General features: G+C 64.7%; 17 protein-coding genes. 10 read left to right on the top strand and 7 right to left on the bottom strand.

The window, feature by feature from the left end; all coding sequences use genetic code 11:
* Positions 1 to 138: 138 nt before the first annotated feature.
* A complete protein-coding gene (locus tag AC628_RS08215; RefSeq protein ID WP_074126217.1) occupies positions 139 to 750 on the top strand; it encodes a pyridoxamine 5'-phosphate oxidase family protein in 612 nt (203 codons plus the stop codon).
* A gap of 13 nt (positions 751 to 763) precedes the next feature.
* Here AC628_RS08215 and AC628_RS08220 read toward each other — a convergent pair whose 3' ends face one another.
* Positions 764 to 1,363 carry a TetR/AcrR family transcriptional regulator gene (locus AC628_RS08220; protein ID WP_074126218.1) on the bottom strand — a complete coding sequence of 200 codons (600 nt, stop codon included), beginning with the start codon at positions 1,361 to 1,363 and terminating at the stop codon, positions 764 to 766.
* A gap of 204 nt (positions 1,364 to 1,567) precedes the next feature.
* On the opposite strand from AC628_RS08220, the gene AC628_RS08225 reads away from it, so the two are divergent.
* Complete coding sequence (locus AC628_RS08225; protein WP_074126219.1) at positions 1,568 to 2,812, top strand: efflux RND transporter periplasmic adaptor subunit; 1,245 nt, start codon at positions 1,568 to 1,570, stop codon at positions 2,810 to 2,812.
* 23 nt (positions 2,813 to 2,835) lie between these two features.
* Entirely contained in the window at positions 2,836 to 6,018 is a 3,183-nt protein-coding gene (locus tag AC628_RS08230) for an efflux RND transporter permease subunit (RefSeq protein ID WP_074126220.1), read from the top strand.
* A gap of 37 nt (positions 6,019 to 6,055) precedes the next feature.
* On the opposite strand, the gene AC628_RS08235 is transcribed toward AC628_RS08230, so the two are convergent.
* The 4 genes from AC628_RS08235 to AC628_RS08250 all read right to left on the bottom strand — a co-directional run bounded on the left by AC628_RS08235 (position 6,056) and on the right by AC628_RS08250 (position 9,014).
* Positions 6,056 to 6,274, bottom strand: a complete 219-nt coding sequence (locus tag AC628_RS08235; RefSeq protein ID WP_050423097.1) for a hypothetical protein — start codon at positions 6,272 to 6,274, stop codon at positions 6,056 to 6,058.
* A gap of 260 nt (positions 6,275 to 6,534) precedes the next feature.
* On the bottom strand, positions 6,535 to 7,335 hold the full coding sequence (locus AC628_RS08240; protein WP_074126221.1) for an SDR family NAD(P)-dependent oxidoreductase: 801 nt from the start codon (positions 7,333 to 7,335) through the stop codon (positions 6,535 to 6,537).
* Between the two features lies 1 nt (position 7,336).
* On the bottom strand, positions 7,337 to 7,837 hold the full coding sequence (locus AC628_RS08245; protein WP_245321090.1) for a carboxymuconolactone decarboxylase family protein: 501 nt from the start codon (positions 7,835 to 7,837) through the stop codon (positions 7,337 to 7,339).
* Between the two features lie 223 nt (positions 7,838 to 8,060).
* Positions 8,061 to 9,014 carry a hotdog family protein gene (locus tag AC628_RS08250; protein ID WP_074126222.1) on the bottom strand — a complete coding sequence of 318 codons (954 nt, stop codon included), beginning with the start codon at positions 9,012 to 9,014 and terminating at the stop codon, positions 8,061 to 8,063.
* Between the two features lie 240 nt (positions 9,015 to 9,254).
* Between AC628_RS08250 and AC628_RS08255 the strand changes: the two genes are divergently transcribed.
* From AC628_RS08255 to AC628_RS08270, 4 genes are all read left to right on the top strand, one after another.
* On the top strand, positions 9,255 to 12,743 hold the full coding sequence (locus AC628_RS08255; protein ID WP_074126223.1) for an indolepyruvate ferredoxin oxidoreductase family protein: 3,489 nt from the start codon (positions 9,255 to 9,257) through the stop codon (positions 12,741 to 12,743).
* Positions 12,744 to 13,042: 299 nt separating this feature from the next.
* On the top strand, positions 13,043 to 13,423 hold the full coding sequence (locus AC628_RS08260; RefSeq protein WP_245321091.1) for a hypothetical protein: 381 nt from the start codon (positions 13,043 to 13,045) through the stop codon (positions 13,421 to 13,423).
* Positions 13,424 to 13,739: 316 nt separating this feature from the next.
* Positions 13,740 to 15,320: an alkaline phosphatase D family protein gene (locus tag AC628_RS08265; RefSeq protein ID WP_074126224.1), complete on the top strand. Its 1,581-nt coding sequence runs from the start codon at positions 13,740 to 13,742 to the stop codon at positions 15,318 to 15,320.
* Between the two features lie 168 nt (positions 15,321 to 15,488).
* A complete protein-coding gene (locus AC628_RS08270; RefSeq protein WP_074126225.1) occupies positions 15,489 to 16,307 on the top strand; it encodes an aldo/keto reductase in 819 nt (272 codons plus the stop codon).
* 106 nt (positions 16,308 to 16,413) lie between these two features.
* Here the strand turns inward: AC628_RS08270 and AC628_RS08275 are convergent, their stop codons facing one another.
* A complete protein-coding gene (locus tag AC628_RS08275) occupies positions 16,414 to 16,632 on the bottom strand; it encodes a hypothetical protein (RefSeq protein ID WP_050423087.1) in 219 nt (72 codons plus the stop codon).
* A 161-nt stretch (positions 16,633 to 16,793) separates the two neighbouring features.
* Between AC628_RS08275 and AC628_RS08280 the strand changes: the two genes are divergently transcribed.
* From AC628_RS08280 to hpaD, 3 genes are all read left to right on the top strand, one after another.
* Positions 16,794 to 18,074: an amidohydrolase family protein gene (locus tag AC628_RS08280; protein WP_074126226.1), complete on the top strand. Its 1,281-nt coding sequence runs from the start codon at positions 16,794 to 16,796 to the stop codon at positions 18,072 to 18,074.
* Positions 18,075 to 18,140: 66 nt separating this feature from the next.
* Entirely contained in the window at positions 18,141 to 18,437 is a 297-nt protein-coding gene (locus tag AC628_RS08285; RefSeq protein WP_083632707.1) for a helix-turn-helix domain-containing protein, read from the top strand.
* A gap of 22 nt (positions 18,438 to 18,459) precedes the next feature.
* Positions 18,460 to 19,314 carry a 3,4-dihydroxyphenylacetate 2,3-dioxygenase gene (hpaD, locus tag AC628_RS08290; RefSeq protein WP_074126227.1) on the top strand — a complete coding sequence of 285 codons (855 nt, stop codon included), beginning with the start codon at positions 18,460 to 18,462 and terminating at the stop codon, positions 19,312 to 19,314.
* A 17-nt stretch (positions 19,315 to 19,331) separates the two neighbouring features.
* On the opposite strand, the gene AC628_RS08295 is transcribed toward hpaD, so the two are convergent.
* Positions 19,332 to 20,336: aminotransferase-like domain-containing protein (locus tag AC628_RS08295; protein WP_074126228.1), on the bottom strand; the 1,005-nt coding region annotated here is incomplete at its 5' end.

The following is a 20,336-nucleotide window of genomic DNA, read 5'->3' on the forward strand; positions in this document are numbered from 1 at the left end:
TATCACGCGCGACAGCTTGTCCGCATCATCAAGGGCGAACGCTGGGACGAATAAAGCGTTTTCGAGCGAAGTGGATGCCGGTTCGCGTGAAGAAAACGCGTCGAAACAAGAACCTAGCCACAAAGGAGAACAGCACGAATGTCGGTGATCTCTACGATCGAGCAGCTTGAGGCGATCTACGGCTTCCCGAACGACGCTTCGACCGTGAAGGTCGCCGATCACGTGACGCCGCTCTATCGTGTGCTCATCGAGAAATCGCCGTTCGTGTCGCTCGCGACCTCGGGCCCCGAGGGACTTGATTGTTCGCCGCGGGGGGACCTGCCGGGCTTCGTGCGCATCCATGATCCGAAGACACTGATGATGCCGGATCGCCGCGGCAACAATCGCTGCGATTCGCTGCGCAACATCGTGCGCGATCCCCGCGTCGGGCTGCTGTTCCTGATTCCGGGCTCGGGCAGCACGCTGCGCGTCAATGGCCGCGCCTATGTCACGGCCGAGCCGGAGCTGCTTGCCTCCTTCAAGATGGAAGGCAAGGCACCGCGCACGGTGATCGTGATGACCGTGGAGGAGATCTACTTCCAGTGCGCGCGTGCGATCGTGCGCTCCGACCTCTGGAATCCGGACAAGCAGGTCGATCCGAGGGGCCTGCCGACGCCGGGCCAGATTCTTGCCGAGATGAGCGAGCACACGGTCGGCGGCGAGAAGTACGATCGGGAATGGCCGGAGCGCGCGCGGCAGACGATGTGGTGATGCCAAGGGTGGCTCAGCCCTTTGTCTGCTCTTCGAACGCCTTCAGCGACACTGCGGCGATCTCGCGCAGCGTCTCGCGGTTCGCGCCCGAGGAGGCCATCACGCACATGCCCGATGTCACCGCGGAGAGATAACGCGCAAGCGTGGCCGGATCGACGCTCTCGCCGAGGTCATGTTCGGCCTTGGCGCGGACAAAGCGTTCGCGCAACTGGTCCTCGGTGCGGGTGCGCCGCGCCGCCAGTTCGAACGGAACATTCGCCGAGCCGGTGCCGCAGGCAAGGCCGCCCTGGACCAGCAGACAGCCGGGCGGGTTCGCGGGGTCGGTCTGGGCGTCCGCATGCTCCATCAGAAATCGTTCGGCGACCTCGTGCGCGGTCGCGGCGTTGAGCACCCTGTCCATCCAGGCGTCGCGCTTTTCGGTGTAGCGGTCGAGCGCAGCCTTCAGCAGGCCTTCCTTGCTGCCGAAGGCGGCATAGAGGCTCGGGGGATTGATGCTCATCGCCTCGGTGAGCTGCGCGATGGTCGCGCCCTCGTATCCGTGGCGCCAGAACACGTCCATGGCCCGGTCCAAAGCGGCGTCCGCGTCAAAGGCGCGGGGGCGTCCCATTCCCATTTCTCGTTACTCCGTAAGCCGGGTGCCGTTTCTGTGACGGATTGTCCCTGGCTTATCCTCTTGTTGCACGTGATGTTTTTCCGCGACTTCCCATTTCCCCATGAATGAGATAATTAATTCGTAGTGCTCGATACATAAGTATCTTGCGAACCGGCGTCCAGCTCCACATTTGTAGCGAACACTACAGATATCTGGAGCGCGTGAATGCCCTCGTCAACCCAAAATCCCCGTTCAGGCCGGTTCCGACGCGTCGTCGGTGGTGCCGTGATCCTTGGCGCCCTGGCCGTCGCCGGTTCGATCGCGACCGGCCATTATTTCCATGCCGCGCAGGCGACCGCGACCGCCGCCGCGCCCGAACCCGCGGTGCCGGTCACCGTCGCCGTGATCCAGCCGCGGCCGACCACCCTGTTCGATGACTTCTCGGGCCGGCTCGAGGCCGTCGACCGCGTCCAGCTGCGGCCGCGGGTGGCCGGCGCGATCCTTTCGACCAACTTCACCGAGGGCGCGCTGGTGAAGTCCGGCGACGTCCTGTTCAAGATCGACCCGGCGCCTTACGCGGCCGAGGTCGACCGCGCGCAGGCCCAGCTCGAGGCGGCCAAGGCCCGCGTCGTGTTCACCACGAGCGAAGTCGAGCGCGGCGCGCAGCTGGTCGGCAACAACATCGTCACCAAGCGCGACTTCGACCAGCGCGACAACGCCAATCGCGAGGCGATCGCCAACGTCAAGGCCGCCGAGGCCGCGCTGCAGACCGCAAAGCTCAATCTCGATTACACCGAGGTCCGCGCACCGGTCGACGGCCGGGTCGGCCGGATCGAGGTCACCGTCGGCAATCTCGTCGCCGCGGGCACATCTTCGCCGGTCCTGACCTCGCTGGTCTCGGTCAATCCGATCTATGCGAGCTTCGATGCGGACGAGGAAGTCGTGCTGCGCGCGCTGAACTCGATCGCGGATGCCTCCGGCAAGCGCGGCAATCTCGATCAGATCCCGGTCGACATGGTGACGTCGGGCGGCCTCAGCGCCAAGGGGCACATCCAGCTGATCGACAACCAGGTCAACGGGCAGAGCGGCACCATCCGCGTCCGCGCCGTTTTCAAGAACGACGACGGCCGCCTGATCCCCGGACAGTTCGCGCGCGTGCGCATGGGCCAGCCCAAGCAGCAGACGCTGGTTCTGATCGACGAGCGCGCCGTCGGCACCGACCAGGACAAGAAGTTCGTCATGCTGGTCGGCGATGACAGCCGCGCCGTCTATCGCTCCGTCACGCTCGGCGGCGCGGTCGATGGCCTGCGGATCGTCACCGCCGGGCTGAAATCCGGTGACCGCATCGTCGTCAACGGCCTGCAGCGCGTGCGCCCCGGCGCACTTCTGAAGATGGAAGTCGCCGAGATGGGCGCGCGCGGCATGCAGCAGGCATCCACTGAAACCAACCAGCACGTCGTGCAGCGCTAGGCGCTGCACGCGGGGGCGGAGCCATGAATCTCTCAAAATTCTTCATCGACCGGCCGATCTTCGCCGGCGTGCTATCGATCCTGATCTTCCTGGCGGGTCTGATCTCGCTGGTGGCGATGCCGATCTCGGAATATCCCGATGTGGTGCCGCCGTCGGTGGTGGTGCGCGCGACCTATCCCGGCGCCAATCCGAAGATTATCGCCGAGACGGTCGCAACGCCGATCGAGGAGCAGATCAACGGCGTCGAAGGCATGCTCTATATGTCGAGCCAGGCGACCACCGACGGCGCGATGACGCTGACGGTGACGTTCCGGCTCGGCACCGACCCCGACAAGGCGACCCAGCTGGTGCAGAACCGCGTACAGCAGGCCGAGCCGCGCCTGCCGGCCGTGGTACGCCAGCTCGGCATCATCACCAAGAAGAGCTCGCCCGACCTCACCATGGTCGTGCATCTGCTATCGCCGAACAACCGCTACGACATGACGTATCTGCGCAACTACGCAGTGCTCAATGTCAAGGACCGGCTGGCGCGGATCGACGGCGTCGGCGACGTCCAGCTCTATGGCGCCGGCGATTATTCGATGCGGGTCTGGGTCGATCCGCAGAAGGCCGCCGAGCATAGCCTCACCGCGAGCGACGTCGTGCGCGCGATCCAGGCCCAGAATGTCGAGGCCGCGGCCGGCGTGGTCGGCTCCTCGCCCAGCGTCAAGGGCATAGATCTCCAGCTCTCCGTCAACGCCGAGGGACGGCTGTCGACCGAGGAGCAGTTCGGCGACATCGTGGTGAAGACCGGTTCGGCCGGCGAGGTGGTGCGGCTGCGCGACGTCGCCCGGATCGAACTCGGCGCCTCCGAATACGGCCTGCGCTCGCTGCTCGACAACAAGCAGGCGGTCGCGATCCCGATCTTCCAGGCGCCGGGGTCGAACGCGCTGGAGATCTCCGACCATGTCCGCGCCACCATGGCCGAGATCAAGAAGAACATGCCGGAAGGCGTGTCGTACCAGATCGTCTACGATCCGACGCAGTTCGTGCGGTCGTCGATCGAGGCCGTCATCCATACCCTGCTCGAGGCGATCGCGCTCGTCGTGCTGGTCGTGATCCTGTTCCTGCAGACCTGGCGTGCCTCGATCATTCCGCTGATCGCGGTCCCGGTGTCGATCGTCGGCACGTTCGCGGTGATGCACGTGTTCGGCTTCTCGATCAACGCGCTCAGCCTGTTCGGCCTGGTGCTCGCCATCGGCATCGTGGTCGACGACGCCATCGTCGTGGTCGAGAACGTCGAGCGCAACATCGAGTCCGGCCTGTCGCCGCGCGATGCCACCAACCAGGCGATGCGCGAAGTGTCCGGCCCGATCATCGCGATCGCGCTGGTCTTGATCGCGGTGTTCGTGCCGCTCGCCTTCATCTCCGGCCTCACCGGACAGTTCTACAAGCAGTTCGCGCTGACGATTGCGATCTCGACCGTGATCTCGGCGATCAACTCGCTGACACTGTCGCCGGCGCTGTCGGCGCTGCTCTTGAAGGGCCATCACGAGCCGAAGGACTGGTTGACCCGGGTCATGGAGAAGTCGCTGGGCTGGTTCTTCCGCGGCTTCAACAAGGTCTTCACCAAGTCGTCCGCGAACTACGGCCGCACCGTCACCAAGGTGATCTACGGCAAGGCCGTGGTGATCGGCCTCTACGTGCTCTTGATCGGCGTGACCGGCGTGCTGTTCAAGCAGGTGCCGTCGGGCTTCGTGCCGGGCCAGGACAAGCAGTATCTGGTCGGCTTTGCCCGGCTGCCCGACGGCGCGACGCTCGACCGCACCGAGGAAGTGATCCGCAAGATGAGCGACATCGCGCTGACCCAGCCGGGTGTCGAGAGCTCGGTGGCGTTTCCCGGCCTGTCGATCTCCGGCTTCACCAACTCCTCCAATGCCGGCATCGTGTTTTCGACCCTGAAGCCGTTCGACGAGCGCAAGGATCCGTCGCTCTCAGGACCGGCGATCGCGGCGGCGCTGAACAAGAAATATGCCGGCATCCAGGATGCCTTCATCGCGATGTTCCCGCCGCCGCCGGTCAACGGCCTCGGCACCATCGGCGGCTTCAAGCTGCAGATCGAGGACCGCGCGGGCCTCGGTTATGAGGCGCTGAACGACGCGACCAAGGCGTTCATGGCGGCGATGCAGAAGGCACCGGAGATCGCCGGCGTGTTCTCGAGCTTCCAGGTCAACGTGCCGCAGCTGTTCGCGGACATCGACCGCACCAAGGCATTGCAGCTCGGCGTGCCCGTCACGGAGGTCTTCAACACGCTGCAGATCTATCTCGGCTCCTACTACGTCAACGACTTCAACAAATTCGGCCGCACCTATTCGGTCTATGTGCAGGCGGACGCGCCGTTCCGCGCGCGGGCCGACGACATCAGGCAGTTGAAGGTGCGCTCGTCGTCCGGCGACATGGTGCCGCTGTCGGCGCTGTTGAAGGTCCGCCAGAGCGCGGGGCCGGAACGTGCGATCCGCTACAACGGCTTCCTGTCGTCGGACATCAATGCCGCAGCCGCACCGGGCTACTCCTCCGGCCAGGCGCAGGAGGCGGCGACGCGGATCGCGGCCGAAGTGCTGCCGCCCGGCTTTGCTTTCGAATGGACCGACCTGACCTACCAGGAGTTCATCGCCGGCAATTCCGGAATCTGGGTGTTTCCGCTCGCGATCCTCCTGGTGTTCCTGGTGCTCGCCGCGCTCTATGAGAGTCTGGCTCTGCCGCTCTCGATCATCATGATCGTGCCGATGGGCCTCCTGGCCGCGATGTTCGGCGTCTGGCTGTCGAAGGGCGACAACAACGTGTTCACCCAGATCGGCCTGATCGTGTTGGTCGGATTGTCGGCCAAGAACGCCATCCTTATCGTCGAATTCGCGCGCGAGCTCGAATTCGCCGGGCGCTCACCGATCCGCGCAGCGATCGAGGCGAGCCGGCTGCGGCTGCGGCCGATCCTGATGACGTCGATGGCGTTCATCATGGGCGTGCTGCCGCTGGTGCTGTCGACCGGCGCGGGCTCGGAGATGCGGCGCGCGATGGGTGTCGCGGTGTTCTCCGGCATGATCGGCGTCACGGTGTTCGGCCTGTTCCTGACGCCGGTGTTCTATGTGCTGTTGCGCACGCTCACCGGCATGAAGCCGTTGACGCAGCACGGCGAGGCGACCATTCCCGGAAAAGCACACGCGGCATGATGCCGCGTGTGTAAGCTTGATGTCAGCTTTGAAGGAATCAGGCTGCGATATCGAGCAGCAGAAGTGACGAACCGCGGACCAGCACTTTGCGGCCCGCGGGCGTCAGCTCAAACGCGTCGCCTCGTACTGCGACATAACCAAGCGTGATCAGGCTTTCGACGGCAAACCGGTTCAGCCGTGAAGGGTTTGCTGCGGGAGCCCGCAACGCTTTCAGCGCATCCCACTGATCGGGTCTGAGTTCGAATTCTTCGCTCATTGGTCCAGGCACTCCAGAAGTTCTTGGCGTGCGAGATACAGAGCGCAGATGAATTTCGTGCGACCACAACGAGTCAGGATTTCGATTTATGTGGACGCGCCGTCACATCGCCGTGTCATTGGAATACTTCAATTTTTTCGAATCATTGCGGCGCAATAGCGCGTGATTGCGTCACAGAGATTAACCGCGCGTGGTCACATAGGTTAATCGTCGGGATTAACCGGGTTAATCGCCAGGATTAACCGGGTTAAAGCGGCTGGTTAACCACGCCGTACGCTTGCACCGCCGTCGACCGGCAACGTGACACCGGTCACGAAATTCGCTTCATCGGAGGCGAGAAACAGCGCCGCATTGGCGACATCCCAGCCGGTGCCCATCTTGTGACGTAGCGGCACCTTGCTGTCACGCTCGGCCTCGACCTCGGCGCGGCTCTTCTTGAATTCGCGGGCGCGCGTGTCCACCGCCATCGGCGTGTTCATCAACCCCGGCAGGATCACGTTTGCGCGAATGCCATATTGCGCATTCTGGTAGGCGAGCTGTTCGGTGAAGGCGATCATCGCCGACTTGGTCGCCTTGTAGGCGACGTAAGGATAGGACGTGATCGCGGCCATTGACGAGATGTTGATGATCGAGCCGCGCTGCTGCTGGCGCATGATCGGGATCACGTGCTTGGCGGCGAGGATGCAGCTCTTCAGGTTGATCGCCACGCAGCGGTCGAACGCCTCCTCGGTGATGTCGAGCAGTTCGGCATCGCCGCCGGAGAGGCTGACGCCGACATTGTTATGCAGGATGTCGACGCTGCCCCAGCGGCCATGCGCATCCGCCACCATTGCCTTGATGTCGGCGTTCTTGGTGACGTCGGCCTTGAAGGCGACCGAAGTGCCGCCCTTGGCCGCGATCAGGTCGACGGTCTCCTGCGCCGACGCCAGATTGTGATCGACGCACAGCACCTTCGCGCCTTCGCGCGCGAAGGTCAGTGCGGTGGCGCGACCGTTGCCGATGCCCTCGCCGGGGCTCTGGCCGGCGCCGACGACGATGGCGACGCGATCTTGCAGGCGCATGTCACTTCACTCCCGGGATCGGGTACTGTTGCAGTACCTCTTTGTAGGTTGGCTCGTTGTCGATCTGCATGGTGGCCAGCACGCGCACCACGGCGCAGTAGAACGCGATCGTCAGCACGAGGTCGGTCATGTGCTCGTCGGAGAGCTCTCGCTTGATCTCGGCGAAGGTCGCCTCCGACATCGCGAGCTCGCGCACCATCTCGCGGGCACCCTTGAGGATCGCCTTCGCCAGCGGCTCGAGGTTCGAGGGCTTGCCGTCAGTCTCCGCGATCAGACCCCTGATGTCCTCGTCAGTGACGCCGAACTCCTTGCCGATCTTCACATGGTGGGTGAACTCGTACTCGGATTTCTCCAGCCAGCCGACTTGCAGGATCGCAAGCTCGCGCAGCCGCGGGTCGAGCTTGCTCTTGAAGCGGATGTAGCCGCCGATGCCGTTGAAGGCGCGCGCCATGTCCGGCGAGTTCACCAGCAGCTTGTGCAGATTGGTGTTGCGCCTGAGCATGTCGCGATATTCGGGGGGCGACCTGATCGGCTTCGAGATAGGGCAGGCGGGCCATTGTTGTTGTCCTTGGTTCGGCGGCTTGCGGAACGGGGCGGCTAAAGCGCGATGAGAAATCGTCATCGCGCTTTAGTTCATCGTTTGAGCATGATCTCCGCGCAAACGCCTTTGGCGTTTGTCGCGAGGGAAAACCGCTTCGCACTTTTCCGGATCATGCTCTAGCGCTTCAGCCGTAGAGGGCTTTGTGCTCGCTCGCGTAGTTGGCGTAAGAGTCCTTCATGCTGGCGCCGTTGAGCAGCATGGTCGCGACCACGGCGTTGTCGGAATCGAACACGGTCGAGCGCACCCACATGCTCTCGGTGCGCTTGCTGCCCGAAAGGGCGACGACCTCGCGCTCGACCCAATAGGTCTCGCCGGGAAATAGCGGCCCGCGCAGCAGCCGGATTTCCTGATCGGCGAACAGTCCGACGGCGGGGCCGCGGACCGGCAGCCGGTCTTCGCGCGCGCGGTACTGGAACAGCACGCTCAGCATCTCCATCGGGATGATGGCGCGGCCCCACGGATTGTGCTCCTGCGCGTAATAGCCATCCGAGGGCTCGGTGATCACCTTCAGCTTGTCGGCGAGCGAGAACGGATAGAGGTCGCCCATGTTCTGGTCGAAATCCATCTTGATCGCCTGCCGGGCGGTCTTCATGCCGACCTTGACGTCGGCGAGGATCACGGGATCGGTCAGCGGCTTCAATTCGCCGAGCCTGCGGCTCAGCGCCGTCTCGGTGCCGTCACCGTCGATCGAGGCGGTGCCGCGCAGGATCTCGGTGCCGTCGCGCTTGATCATCCCGATCTCGCACACGGTCTGGCCCGGCTTCGGCTTCTCGATCTGGGCCTGTACTTCCTCACCTTCGAACACCGGGTTGCGGTAATGCGCCGACAGGCAGCCGGTCTCGAACCAGGCGCGGCCCCAGATCCGTTCGCCGAGCGGAGCGAACTGGCTGAAATGGGTCGGCCCCTCGATGGTGCCGCCGCGGAAGCCGAGCTTCTGCGCGGTTGCATCGTCGTGGATCGAAGCGTGGGAGTCGTAGGTCTGGGCCTGTAGCATCTGCTTCGGGCTGCGCCAGGGACCCACCAGCAGATTGTCCTTCTCCACGATTTCCGTGGTGAACGCGGATTCGACTTTAATCATCCTTGGTCTCCCTTTGCGCGCCACCGTTTCAAAGATGCCGGGGTTCGGCAAGCCTCGCAGAGCAACAAGGCCTCGCAGAGCGGCAAGGCCTCGCAGAGCAACAACGAGATATGTGCTGTGGCCATGGAAACGGGGCTGTTGATGCATAACAAAATCAGTGCATGCTGATGCATGATCATGGACAAGCTAATGAGACCGGTTCGGACCGGCGTGACTTAACCGGCGGGGAGCGTGAGACTGATGGCGTTGATGGACGTTGGACTGGACGACAAGTACCGGTTGGACACAAAGCGAATCTTCCTCTCCGGTACCCAGGCTCTGGTCCGATTGCCCATGTTGCAGCGCGAACGCGACCGCGCGCACGGGCTGAACACCGCCGGTTTCATCTCCGGATACCGCGGCTCGCCGCTCGGCATGTACGATCACGCGCTGTGGCGGGCGAAATCGTTCCTCAGAGAGCACGACATCGCCTTCGTTCCCGGCCTCAACGAGGACCTGGCGGCGACGGCGGTATGGGGCAGCCAGCAGGTCGGCATGTTCCCCGGCGCCAAGGTCGATGGCGTGTTCGGCATCTGGTACGGCAAGGGGCCCGGCGTCGACCGCTCGCTCGATGCGCTCAAGCACGCCAATTCCGCCGGCACCTCGCCGAATGGCGGCGTGATCGCGCTGGCCGGTGACGACCATGGCTGCCAGTCCTCGACCCTGGCGCATCAGAGCGAGCAGGTGTTCGCCTCGGCGCTGATGCCGGTGGTCAATCCGGCGACGCTGCAGGACTATCTCGATCTCGGCATCCTCGGCTTTGCGCTGTCGCGCTATTCCGGCTGCTGGGTCGGCTTCAAGGCGATCTCCGAGACGGTGGAGAGCTCAGCCTCGATCGTCAGCGATCCCGATCGCATTAAGATCATCGTGCCCGACGATTTCGAGATGCCGCCGGGCGGCCTCTCGATCCGCTGGCCGGACCCGCCGCTCGAGGCCGAGCGCAGGCTGCACGGACCCAAGATGGAGGCGGTCGCGGCCTTCGCCCGCGCCAACCGGTTCGACCGCATCGTGCTGGATTCCAAGCCGGCGCGGCTCGGCATCATGGCGACCGGCAAGGCCTATCTCGATCTGCGCCAGGCGCTCGCCGATCTCGGCATCACCGATGCCGAGGCGCAGGCGCTGGGCTTGCGCATCTACAAGGTGGCGCTGACATGGCCGCTTGAAGCCAACGGCGCGCGCGCCTTCGCCGAGGGCCTGCAGGACGTGCTTGTGGTTGAGGAGAAGCGTGGCTTCATCGAGGACCAGCTGGTCCGCATCCTCTACAACATGGACGCGTCGAGGCGCCCGTCGGTGGTCGGCAAGCGCGACGAGAGCGGCGCGCCTCTGCTCCCGAGCGAGGGCGAGCTGACGCCGACCATGGTCGCGGCCGCCGTGGTGGCGAGGCTGCGCAAGCTCGGCCACCGCAGCCCGCTGCTGGAGCAGCGCCTGGCAAAACTCGAGGCGTTCGATCGCCCGGCCGAGGGCACGGGCGCCGCGAAGCTGTCGCGCACGCCGTATTTCTGCTCGGGCTGCCCCCACAATTCGTCGACCAAGATCCCCGAGGGCAGCCGCGCCATGGCCGGCATCGGTTGCCATGGCATGGCGCTGTCGGTGCCGAACCGCAACACCCAGACCATCTCGCATATGGGCGCGGAGGGCGTGAGCTGGATCGGGCAGGCGCCGTTCACCAGCGAACAGCACGTGTTCCAGAACCTCGGCGACGGCACCTACACCCATTCAGGTCTGCTTGCGCTGCGCGCGGCCGCGGCGGCCGGCGTCAACATCACCTACAAGATCCTCTACAACGACGCGGTCGCGATGACCGGCGGCCAGCCCGCCGAAGGCGGCTTCACGGTGGCGCAGATCGCGCATCAGGTCTGGGCGGAGGGTACCAAGAAGCTGGCGATCGTCTCCGACGATCCCGACAAATATCCCGCCAACTACTTCCCGTCCGGCGCCACCATTCATCATCGCCGCGAGCTCGACGCCGTGCAGCGTACCTTGCGCGAGATCGAGGGCCTCACCGTCCTGATCTACGACCAGACTTGCGCTGCCGAGAAGCGCCGCCGCCGCAAGCGCGGGCTGTTTCCTGATCCGGCCAAGCGCGTCTTCATCAACGAGCGGGTCTGCGAAGGCTGCGGCGACTGCTCGGTGGCGTCGAACTGCGTCTCGGTGCAGCCGCTGGAGACCGAGCTCGGCCGCAAGCGCCGCATCGACCAGTCGAACTGCAACAAGGATTTCTCGTGCATCGAGGGCTTCTGCCCAAGCTTCGTGATGGTGCAGGATCCCAAGCTGCGCAAGGCCGACCGCACTGCCGCCGATCCCAAGGCGCTGTTCGCCGACCTGCCGACGCCGCCCGCGGCCGCCCTGGCTGGCCCCTATAACATCCTGATCACCGGCATCGGCGGCACGGGTGTGATCACCATCGGCGCGCTGCTCGGCATGGCCGCGCATGTCGAAGGGCTCGCCTGCTCGACGCTCGACTTCACCGGCCTGTCGCAGAAGAACGGCGCGGTCATGAGCCACGTCCGGCTGGCGCCTGCCTCCGACATGCTGACCACGGTCCGTATCGCGCCCGGCAATGCCAATCTGATCCTGGGCTGCGACCTCGTCGTCGCCACCAGCGTGCCGGCGCTGAGCCGCGCCGAGCGCGGCGTCACCCGCGCCGTCGTCAACGCCGATTTGCTGCCGACTGCGAGCTTCGTGATCGATCCCGATATCGACTTCGAGGCGAGCTCGATGCGCGATGCGCTCAACGGCGCGGTAACGCCGGGTGATCTCGACATCCTCGATGCCACCGGGCTTGCCACGGCGCTGATGGGCGACAGCATCGCCACCAACGCCTTCATGCTCGGCTTCGCGTTCCAGCGCGGCGCGATCCCGCTGTCGCTGGAGGCCATCCTGAAGGCGATCGAGCTCAATGGCGCAGCGATCGAGATGAACAAGACCGCGTTCTCGTGGGGCCGACTCGCCGCGCACGATCTGCCGCGCGTGGTCAGTGCCGCGCGGTTCAAGAGCGCCGGTGCCGCGCCGGCCAAGAAGACGCTCGATGAGGCGATTGCGTTCCGCGCCAAATTCCTAACCGACTATCAGGATGCGGCCTACGCCAAGCGCTATCTCGACGACGTCGCGCGTGTCCGCTCAGCCGAGGCCGCGGCAGCTCCGGGCTCGCAGGACCTGACCGAGGCTTTTGCAAAAGGCCTGTTCAAGCTGATGGCCTACAAGGACGAATACGAAGTCGCGCGGCTCTATTCCGACGGCGAGTTCAGCAAGGCGCTGCGGGAGCAATTCGAGGGCAATTCCGGTCTGAAGGTCCTGCTGGCGCCGCCGCTGCTGGCGCCGCCGCTGCTGGCGCAGCGCGATCCCGTCACCGGGCGGCTGCAGAAACGCGAATTCGGGCCGTGGATCTTCAAGGCGTTCGGACTGTTGGCGGGGCTGAAGGGCCTGCGCGGCACCGCGTTCGACATCTTCGGCTATACCGCCGAGCGCAAGATGGAGCGAGCATTGCCGGTCGAGTATTCGGCGATGATCCTGCGTCATCTCGACGGCAAGAAGCCGCTCGATTTGCCGCGCCTCGTGGCGCTGGCGAAGGCCGCGGACCTCGTGCGTGGCTATGGTCACATCAAGGAAGGCAACGTCACCCGCTACCGCACCGAATGCGCGCGGCTGGAGCGCGCGATCGGCCAGCCGCTGGCGCAGGCGGCGGAATAGGGCAGAGCGTTTTCGAGCGAAGCGGCTACCGGCTCGCGTGAAGAAAACGCGTCAGAGCAAAGAATCCGGAGCCGCGTTCCGATTCCATCGGAACGGGGCCCCAGGCAGGTCGGGGAACTTTCCACGGCCGGCTTGGTTGACCGATAACCCTGCCCGCAACCTGCGGCTGGATTCGCGCGGCCGGGTCCCTACATGATGGCTGTTCTGTTCGAGTGATTCAGGAGGCCCTTTTGACGGTCCTGAAAAGCGTTTTCGTTGCAACCGTTTGTACCGCGTCCCTCGCTCTGGGCAGCGCGGCGTTGGCCGACGACTACCGCCCGAGCGAGTTCTTCAGCCTCGATCTCTCCCGGGCCGTATTGTCGCCGAAGCCGCTTGGTCCGCCGGCGCAGTTCGAGCCGGTTCCGGTCGAGGCGAAGACTGACCACGGTCCGGATCAGCATGCGGCCGCTGAACCGAAGGTCGAGGAACCGAAGGTCGAGCGGCAAAAGCCCGTGCGGACGACCCGAGTGACGGAGCCTCGTGAGATGGTGCCGCATGAGCGGAAGCGCGCGGTCGCGCACGTTCCGGCCCGCGCCAAGCTCGCGCGCCGGCATTCCAACCCGCTCAATGCGGAAGCCCGCGACACACGGATCCAGACCTGGCCGTGCCGCACCGGCGGCATCTGCAACTGGCAGCGGTGAAGCTACCCGGCGGTGTCACGCCGGCTTACGTACGCGTTCGCACCATACCAACCCCGTCATCCTGAGGAGCGCGCTCTTGCGCGCGTCTCGAAGGATGCACGGCCCCACCTGTGGCCGATTCATCCTTCGAGGCTCGCCCAGCCGCGCAAGAGCGCCGCTGGGCGCGCACCTCAGGATGACGGGTAAGCCGTCATGGCCATGTCTCCCCCGAGTCATCCCGCCGTCGCAAAACCGTCGGCGGAGAGTCAAGAAACTGTAAGTCCGGAGTCAAACGGCGCAGGCAAAACCCTCGTCAGGATATGACGAAGGTTACCGAATGCCGACTGCGATCTCCGCGAGGCGGCGAGGCCTCACCCGGCGTCAGCTTCTGGTGCGCTCGGCGTCCACGGCCGCGCTGGCGGGATTGGGCGCGCTGGCAAGACCCTATCTGAGCCGTGCGGCGGATCGCCCTGGGATCGCGGGCATCCAGTCCGGTGACGTCGCAAGTGATTCCGCTGTGATCTGGGCCCGCGCCGATCGCGCCGCGCGCATGCGTATCGAATGCGCTGCGGTCGAGAGCTTCGCTACCATCCTGCGCAGCGCGGCCGCCGACGCGCTGCGCGAGCGCGACTTCACCGCAAAGCTGCTGCTCGATGGTCTGCCGCCGGGCCAGGACCTGTTCTACCGCATCAGCTTCGAGGACTGCGACGGCATATCAGGCGAAAGCCGGGTCGGGCATTTCCGCACCGCGCCGGTCGATCGCCGCTCGGTCTCGTTCGTCTGGTCCGGCGACGTGGTCGGGCAGGGCTGGGGCATCGACCCCGCGCGCGGCGGCTTGCGTAGCTACCGCACCATGCTGAACGAGCGCCCGGACTTCTTCATCCATTCCGGCGATCACATCTATGCGGATTGCACGGTGCCGTCGCAGCAGGTGCTGCCGAACGGTGAAATCTGGCGCAATATCGTCACCGAGGAGAAATCCGTCGTTGCGCACAGCCTCGATGAGTTTCGCGGCAACTACAAATACAACTGGCTCGACGGGAATTTTCGCGCCTTCCACGCCGAAGTGCCTGTCTTTGCGCAGTGGGACGACCATGAGGTGGCCGACGACTGGTCGCCCATCGGCACGTCCGACGCGACCGGCTACGATGCGGACGGCAGCTCGCGGCTGGTGGCGCGGGCGCGCCGCGCCTTCCACGAATTCATGCCGATGCGGTTGATGCCGGAGCGCGACGGCCGGGTCTATCGCAAGATCGCCTATGGGCCGCTGCTCGACGTCTTCATCATCGACATGCGCTCCTACCGCGATTCCAGCTGGAACAAGCAGGGCGATCCGGACCAGGCCTTCATCCTCGGCACGAGCCAACTCGCCTGGCTCAAGCGCGAGCTGGTGGCCTCGGATGCTGTCTGGAAGGTGATCGCAGCCGATCTGCCGATCGGTCTCGTCAGCCTCGACGCGGTCGCGCTCGGCGACGGCCCGCCCGAGCGACGCGAGCACGAGATCGCCGATCTCCTGTCGTTCATGAAGCGCGCCGGGGTCCGCAACACGGTGTGGCTCACCGCCGACATGCACTACACCGCTGCGCATCATTATGATCCGAACCGCGCGGTGTTCCAGGAGTTCGAGCCGTTCTGGGAGTTCGTCTCCGGCCCGCTGCACGCCGGCACCTGGTCGCCGGGCGAGCTCGACAACACTTTTGGCCCGAAGGCGATGTACCAGAAGGGCTGCTCGGCCGAGCAGGGCGACAACCTCGCGCCGTGCTTCGGCCTGCAATTCTTCGGCCGCGTCGATATCGACGGCAGGACCGGCGTGATGACGGTGACGCTGAAGGACGTCGACAACCACGATCTCTGGTCGGTCGACATCGAACCGCGGCCGGACGCGCGGCCCGGCCAGATCATGGCACAGCATATCTAGGTCAGCCTTCAATCCCGTCGCGACATCTTGATTGCGGGGCGCCTTGCCCGAAGGGCCGGTTTGCGGGCAGACTGCACAGCGGCAGTTCTGCCAATTTCATTCCTTTCAGCTGATTTGCTGGCGTGAGGTCGTCGATTTCATCGGCGTCCCACGCGTCAGGAGCTATCCATGGAAAATCTGCAAACACAGGGCATCAGCCTGCCGCAGCTCGGGCTCGGCACCTTCCGCATGCAGGGCGATGCTTGCCGTGCGGCGGTCGAGAGCGCGCTCGGGCTCGGTTACCGGCACATCGACACCGCCGAGATGTACGGCAACGAAGAGGCGATCGGAGAGGCGATCGCGGCGGCGAAGGTCGCGCGCAAGGACCTGCATGTGACCACCAAGGTCTGGCACGAGAACCTGGCGCCGGATGCAATCCGGAACGCGTTCGACGCCAGCCTGAAGAAGCTGCGGCTCGATCACGTCGATCTCTATCTGGTGCACTGGCCGTCGCGGAGCATGAAGCTGCCGGCCGTGTTCGAGACGCTGATGCAGCTGAAGGAGGAGGGCCGCGTCCGCGCGATCGGGGTCGCCAATTTCACCACCGCTCTGCTCAAGACCGTGGTCGAGGATATCAAGGCGCCGATCGCCTGCAACCAGATCGAATATCACGCGATGCTGGACCAGACGCCGGTGCGGAAATATCTCGCCGCGAAATCGATCCCGCTGGTGGCCTATTGTCCGCTGGCGCAGGGACGTTTCGCAACCGACGAGACGCTTGCCAGGATCGGCAGCAAGCATGGCGCGACCGCAGCCCAGGTGGCGCTGAAATGGCTGCTCGATCAGGACGGCGTCGCGGCGATCCCGAAAGCCTCGCGTGCCGAAAGCCAACAGGCCAATCTCGACGCGCTGAAGGTCAGCCTCGACGACGACGATCGCAAGGCGATCGCCGCGCTGCGCAAGGACATGCGCTGCGTCAATCCGGGCTTTGCCCCGGCATGGGATTGAGCCGTCGACTATCCGATACGAATGTTGAAAAAGAAAATGGCTCCGCGAGGAGCCATTTTCCGTTGTGTCGGTCTTTTCGTGTTTGTAGGCCTTCGCTATCGATTCCTTAGTAGCGATCCCGCCTGATCACGACCGTGCGGTCATGGTCGTGATGCCAGCCGCGATGCCAACCACGGTCATGGCGCATCTCGGCGCGCGCGCCCCAACCACGATCCCAGTGGTGGTGATGGCCGCGCTTGATCACGACGGTCTCGGCGCTCGCGATCGACGGAACGGCCACTGCAAGCGTACCGATCGCCGCAAGAACAAAACCAATCTTTTTCATTTCATCCTCCTCAAATGATGCGAGGGGAAAACCGTGCAGGCATCGAAACGTTCCTCAGGAACCGGCGGAGTTTTCTGAACGGTTGTTCAGGCGGCCTTGCGTAACCACCGCGTCCGACGCATCATCACGCCATAAAAATCAATGCTCGGGGGGACGTTGTCGTGAGTGGATTTTCACGCCGGGATTTTTTGAAGGGGACTGGATCGGCCGCTGCTGCGGTCATCGCAGGGCAGGCCGCTGCGGCGATGGGGCCGGACGACAAGTTCGACCTCGTGATCAAGAGCGGCGAGGTGATCGATCCCAGCCAGTCGCTGCGCGGCAAGCGGGACATCGGCATCCGCTGGGGCTTCATCGAGGCGATCGAGGACGAGATCCCGGCTGCGCGCGCCGGCAAGACCATCGACGCGTCGGGCAAGCTGGTGATGCCGGGCCTCGTCGATCTGCACTGCCATGTCTACCCCTACGGATCCGCGATCGGCATTCCCGCCGACGAGCTGGTGCAATTCCAGGGCACCACGACCGTGGTCTCGGCCGGGGATGCCGGCGTCAACAATCTCGCGGCGCTGCGGCGCTTCATCGTGGCGCAGTCGCGGGCGCGGATCTACGCCTTCGTCCACATCGCCAACAACGGCCTGTCGGCTTTCCCGGTGGCCGAGCTCTACAACATCGACAACGCCCAGGTCGAAGCCTGCGCGATGGCGCTCGCCGAGAACCCGGACTTCCTGATCGGGGTCAAGGTGCGGATGTCGGAGAACGTCATTTTCAAGCATGGCATCGAGCCGCTGAAGCGCGGCATCCAGGCCTGCGAGATGTGCGGCTGGCCGGCGCGGATGATGGTGCATATCGGCGGCGTCGAGACCAGGGAGTTGATGTCCGACATCCTCGATCTGCTGCGCCCGGGCGATATCCTCACTCACGCCTATTCGGGCGCGCCGAACATGTCCGGCGCCTTCACCAACATCGTGCAGGACGGCAAGCTGCTGCCGGCGGCGCTCGCGGCCAAGCAGCGCGGCGTGCTGTTCGATGTCGGCCATGGCGGCGGCAGTTTCGATTTCACGGTGGCCGAGATCGCGATCCCTGCCGGCTGCACGCCCGACACGATCTCCTCCGACATCCACGTCTTCTCGGGCAACTCGCCCGGCATCCCGTTCCTGCCGAATGTGATGAGCAAGTTCCTTGCGATGGGCTCCTCGCTGGATCAGGTCGTCGCGATGGCGACCTCGGTGCCGGCGCGGATCATCAACCGCACCCCGAAGATCGGCACGCTGCAGCGCGGCGCGCCCGCCGACGTCGCGATCATGGACCTCGTCGAGGGCCCGGTCACCTTCGTCGACACCCGCAACAACAAGCGCGACGGCAATCTGCAGCTGAAGCCGGTGCAGACCGTGGTCAACGGCGTGCCGTTCGGCCGACCCTATCAGGCGCCGTTCTCGGTGAGGTGAGCGGCCGGCCCCGCCGGCTTCCTGTCATTGATCCGCATCAAGGACGGGGGGCCGCGTTCGTCGACAATGAGCGACCACAAGGGGCATGTCGTGACAGGGAATCGTTCCTCCATAGACCGATCGGTACGTTCCGCCGCGCCTGGTGCGGCGTCGTTTTCCGAAAGCGATTTCCTGCTGCAACTGGGCGCTGCCGTGCGCGGGGCGCGGGCCAATATCGGCATGACGCGCCGCGAACTGGCTCGCCGTTCCGGCGTGTCGCAGCGCTACATTGCCCTCATCGAGGCGGGCAAAGGCAACGTTTCAATCGTGCTGCTGCTGCGAATCTTGAACGCGTTCCGCAGCGACGTCACCAAGGCAGCCTGACCAGGAAAGGATTGTTGCTTCGATGGGCGAACTCGTACTTGCCGCCAAGGTCAGCCATGTACCGTCTCTGATGCTATCGGAGCCCGTCGATCATCCGCTGCACGATGTGAGGGGCAAGGCGGTCGCAGCATTGCGCGAACTCGGCCGCCGCGCCAGGGAACGCGGGGTGTCGACCTTTGTGGTGTTCGATACTCATTGGCTATCGAATTTCGGCTACCACATCAACGCCAATGCCCGGCATCGCGGCTCATTCACGAGCCACGAGGCACCGCAGATGATCAAGGACCTGGGCTACGATTTGCCGGGGAACACGTCGCTTGCCGAAGCGATTGCGCGCGAAGCGGCAAGCGACGGCCTCAATGTGATGGCGCACCAGATCGAAAGCCTTGGTCTGGAATACGGCACCATCGTCCCGATGCACTACCTCAACCCGGAGGGTTGGGCGAAGGTGGTCTCGGTCGCGTCGCCGCTGTTCACGTCGATGGAGGAGAGCAGGCTGCTCGGCGAAGCGACCCGCCGGGCGATCGCCCGGTCCGGCGAGCGGGTTGCGCTGCTTGCCAGCGGATCGCTATCGCATCGGTTGTTGCCCAACAAGCAGCTCGGCCCCGAAGCCTGGACATCGATCGCCAGCGAATTCAACCGCCAGGTCGATTTGCGTGTGCTCGACCTGTGGCAGCAGCGCCGCTATCGGGAATTTCTCGACATGCTCCCCGATTACGCCACGAAGTGCAACGGCGAGGGCGGTATGGCCGACACCATCATGCTGTTTGCCGCGCTCGGCTGGTACGATTTCCGTGGCGCCTCGGAGCAGCTTTGTGACTACTTCCCGTCGAGCGGGAGCGGCCAGGTGAATGTGGAGTTTCACCTGACCGCGTGAGGCGCGTGAATGCGGGGTCACTGACCGCGCTTCTCCACATTGCTGCTGCGCGCCGGCACGCCGAACTCCTTGCGGCATACCTCGGCGAGCACGGCGACGCCTTCGCGGATCTGGTCGTGCGAGGGGCTGGCGAAGCAGAGGCGGAGCCGGCTGCCGGAGTGGGCCTTGCTGGTCGACCATTCCGGTCCCGGATTGATCGAGACGCCGGCGGCCAGCGCCGCCTGGTAGAGCTTCAGCGTATCGACATTGTCGGGCAGCTTGACCCAGAGAAAGATGCCGCCCTTGGGCGCCTCGAACTCGGCCGCGGTGCCGAACTGCTCGTTGAGCGCTTCCATCAGCGTGTCGAGCTTGGCGCGCAGGCCCTTGGTCAGTCGCGGCACATGGGTCGAAAAATGCGGCGCGCAGTATTCCGCGAGCACCATCTGCTCCAGCGCGCCGGAGCCGGCGTCGGTCTTCAGCGGCAGCATCCGCGACATGATCTCCCAGGGCGCGACGATGAAGCCGACCCGCAGCGCCGGCGCGATCGACTTCGAGAACGAGCCGATATGGATCACGCCGCCGTGCTTGCTCATCGCATAGATCGCAGGCGGCCGTTCGCCGTTCCAGATCAAGTCGGCGTAGCAATCATCCTCGAAGATCGGCACGCCGTATTCTTTTGACAGCTTCAGCATCTCGGCGCGGCGGCCCTCGGGAAGGATCGAGCCGGTCGGGTTCTGCACCGTCGGGATGGTGTAGATGTATTTCGGCGTGATGCCGCGCCGCTTGTGATCGGCGAGCGCTGCGGCCAGCGCATCGATCCTGATGCCCTCGCCATCGAGGGGAATGCCGACCGCGTTGACGCCGAGCCGCGCTAGCCGGTTCAGCGAGCCCTGATAGGTCTCCTGCTCGATCAGCACGGTGTCGCCCTTGGCGAGCAGCGTTTGATTGACCAGGTCGAGCGCTTGCAGCGAGCCGGAGACGATCATGATCTCGTCCGGCGTGCAGGCGATCCCGGCGCGCTTCAGCTTCTCGGTGAGGAACTG

The sequence above is a fragment of the Bradyrhizobium sp. NAS96.2 genome (assembly GCF_001908235.1).
Lineage (GTDB): Bacteria > Pseudomonadota > Alphaproteobacteria > Rhizobiales > Xanthobacteraceae > Bradyrhizobium.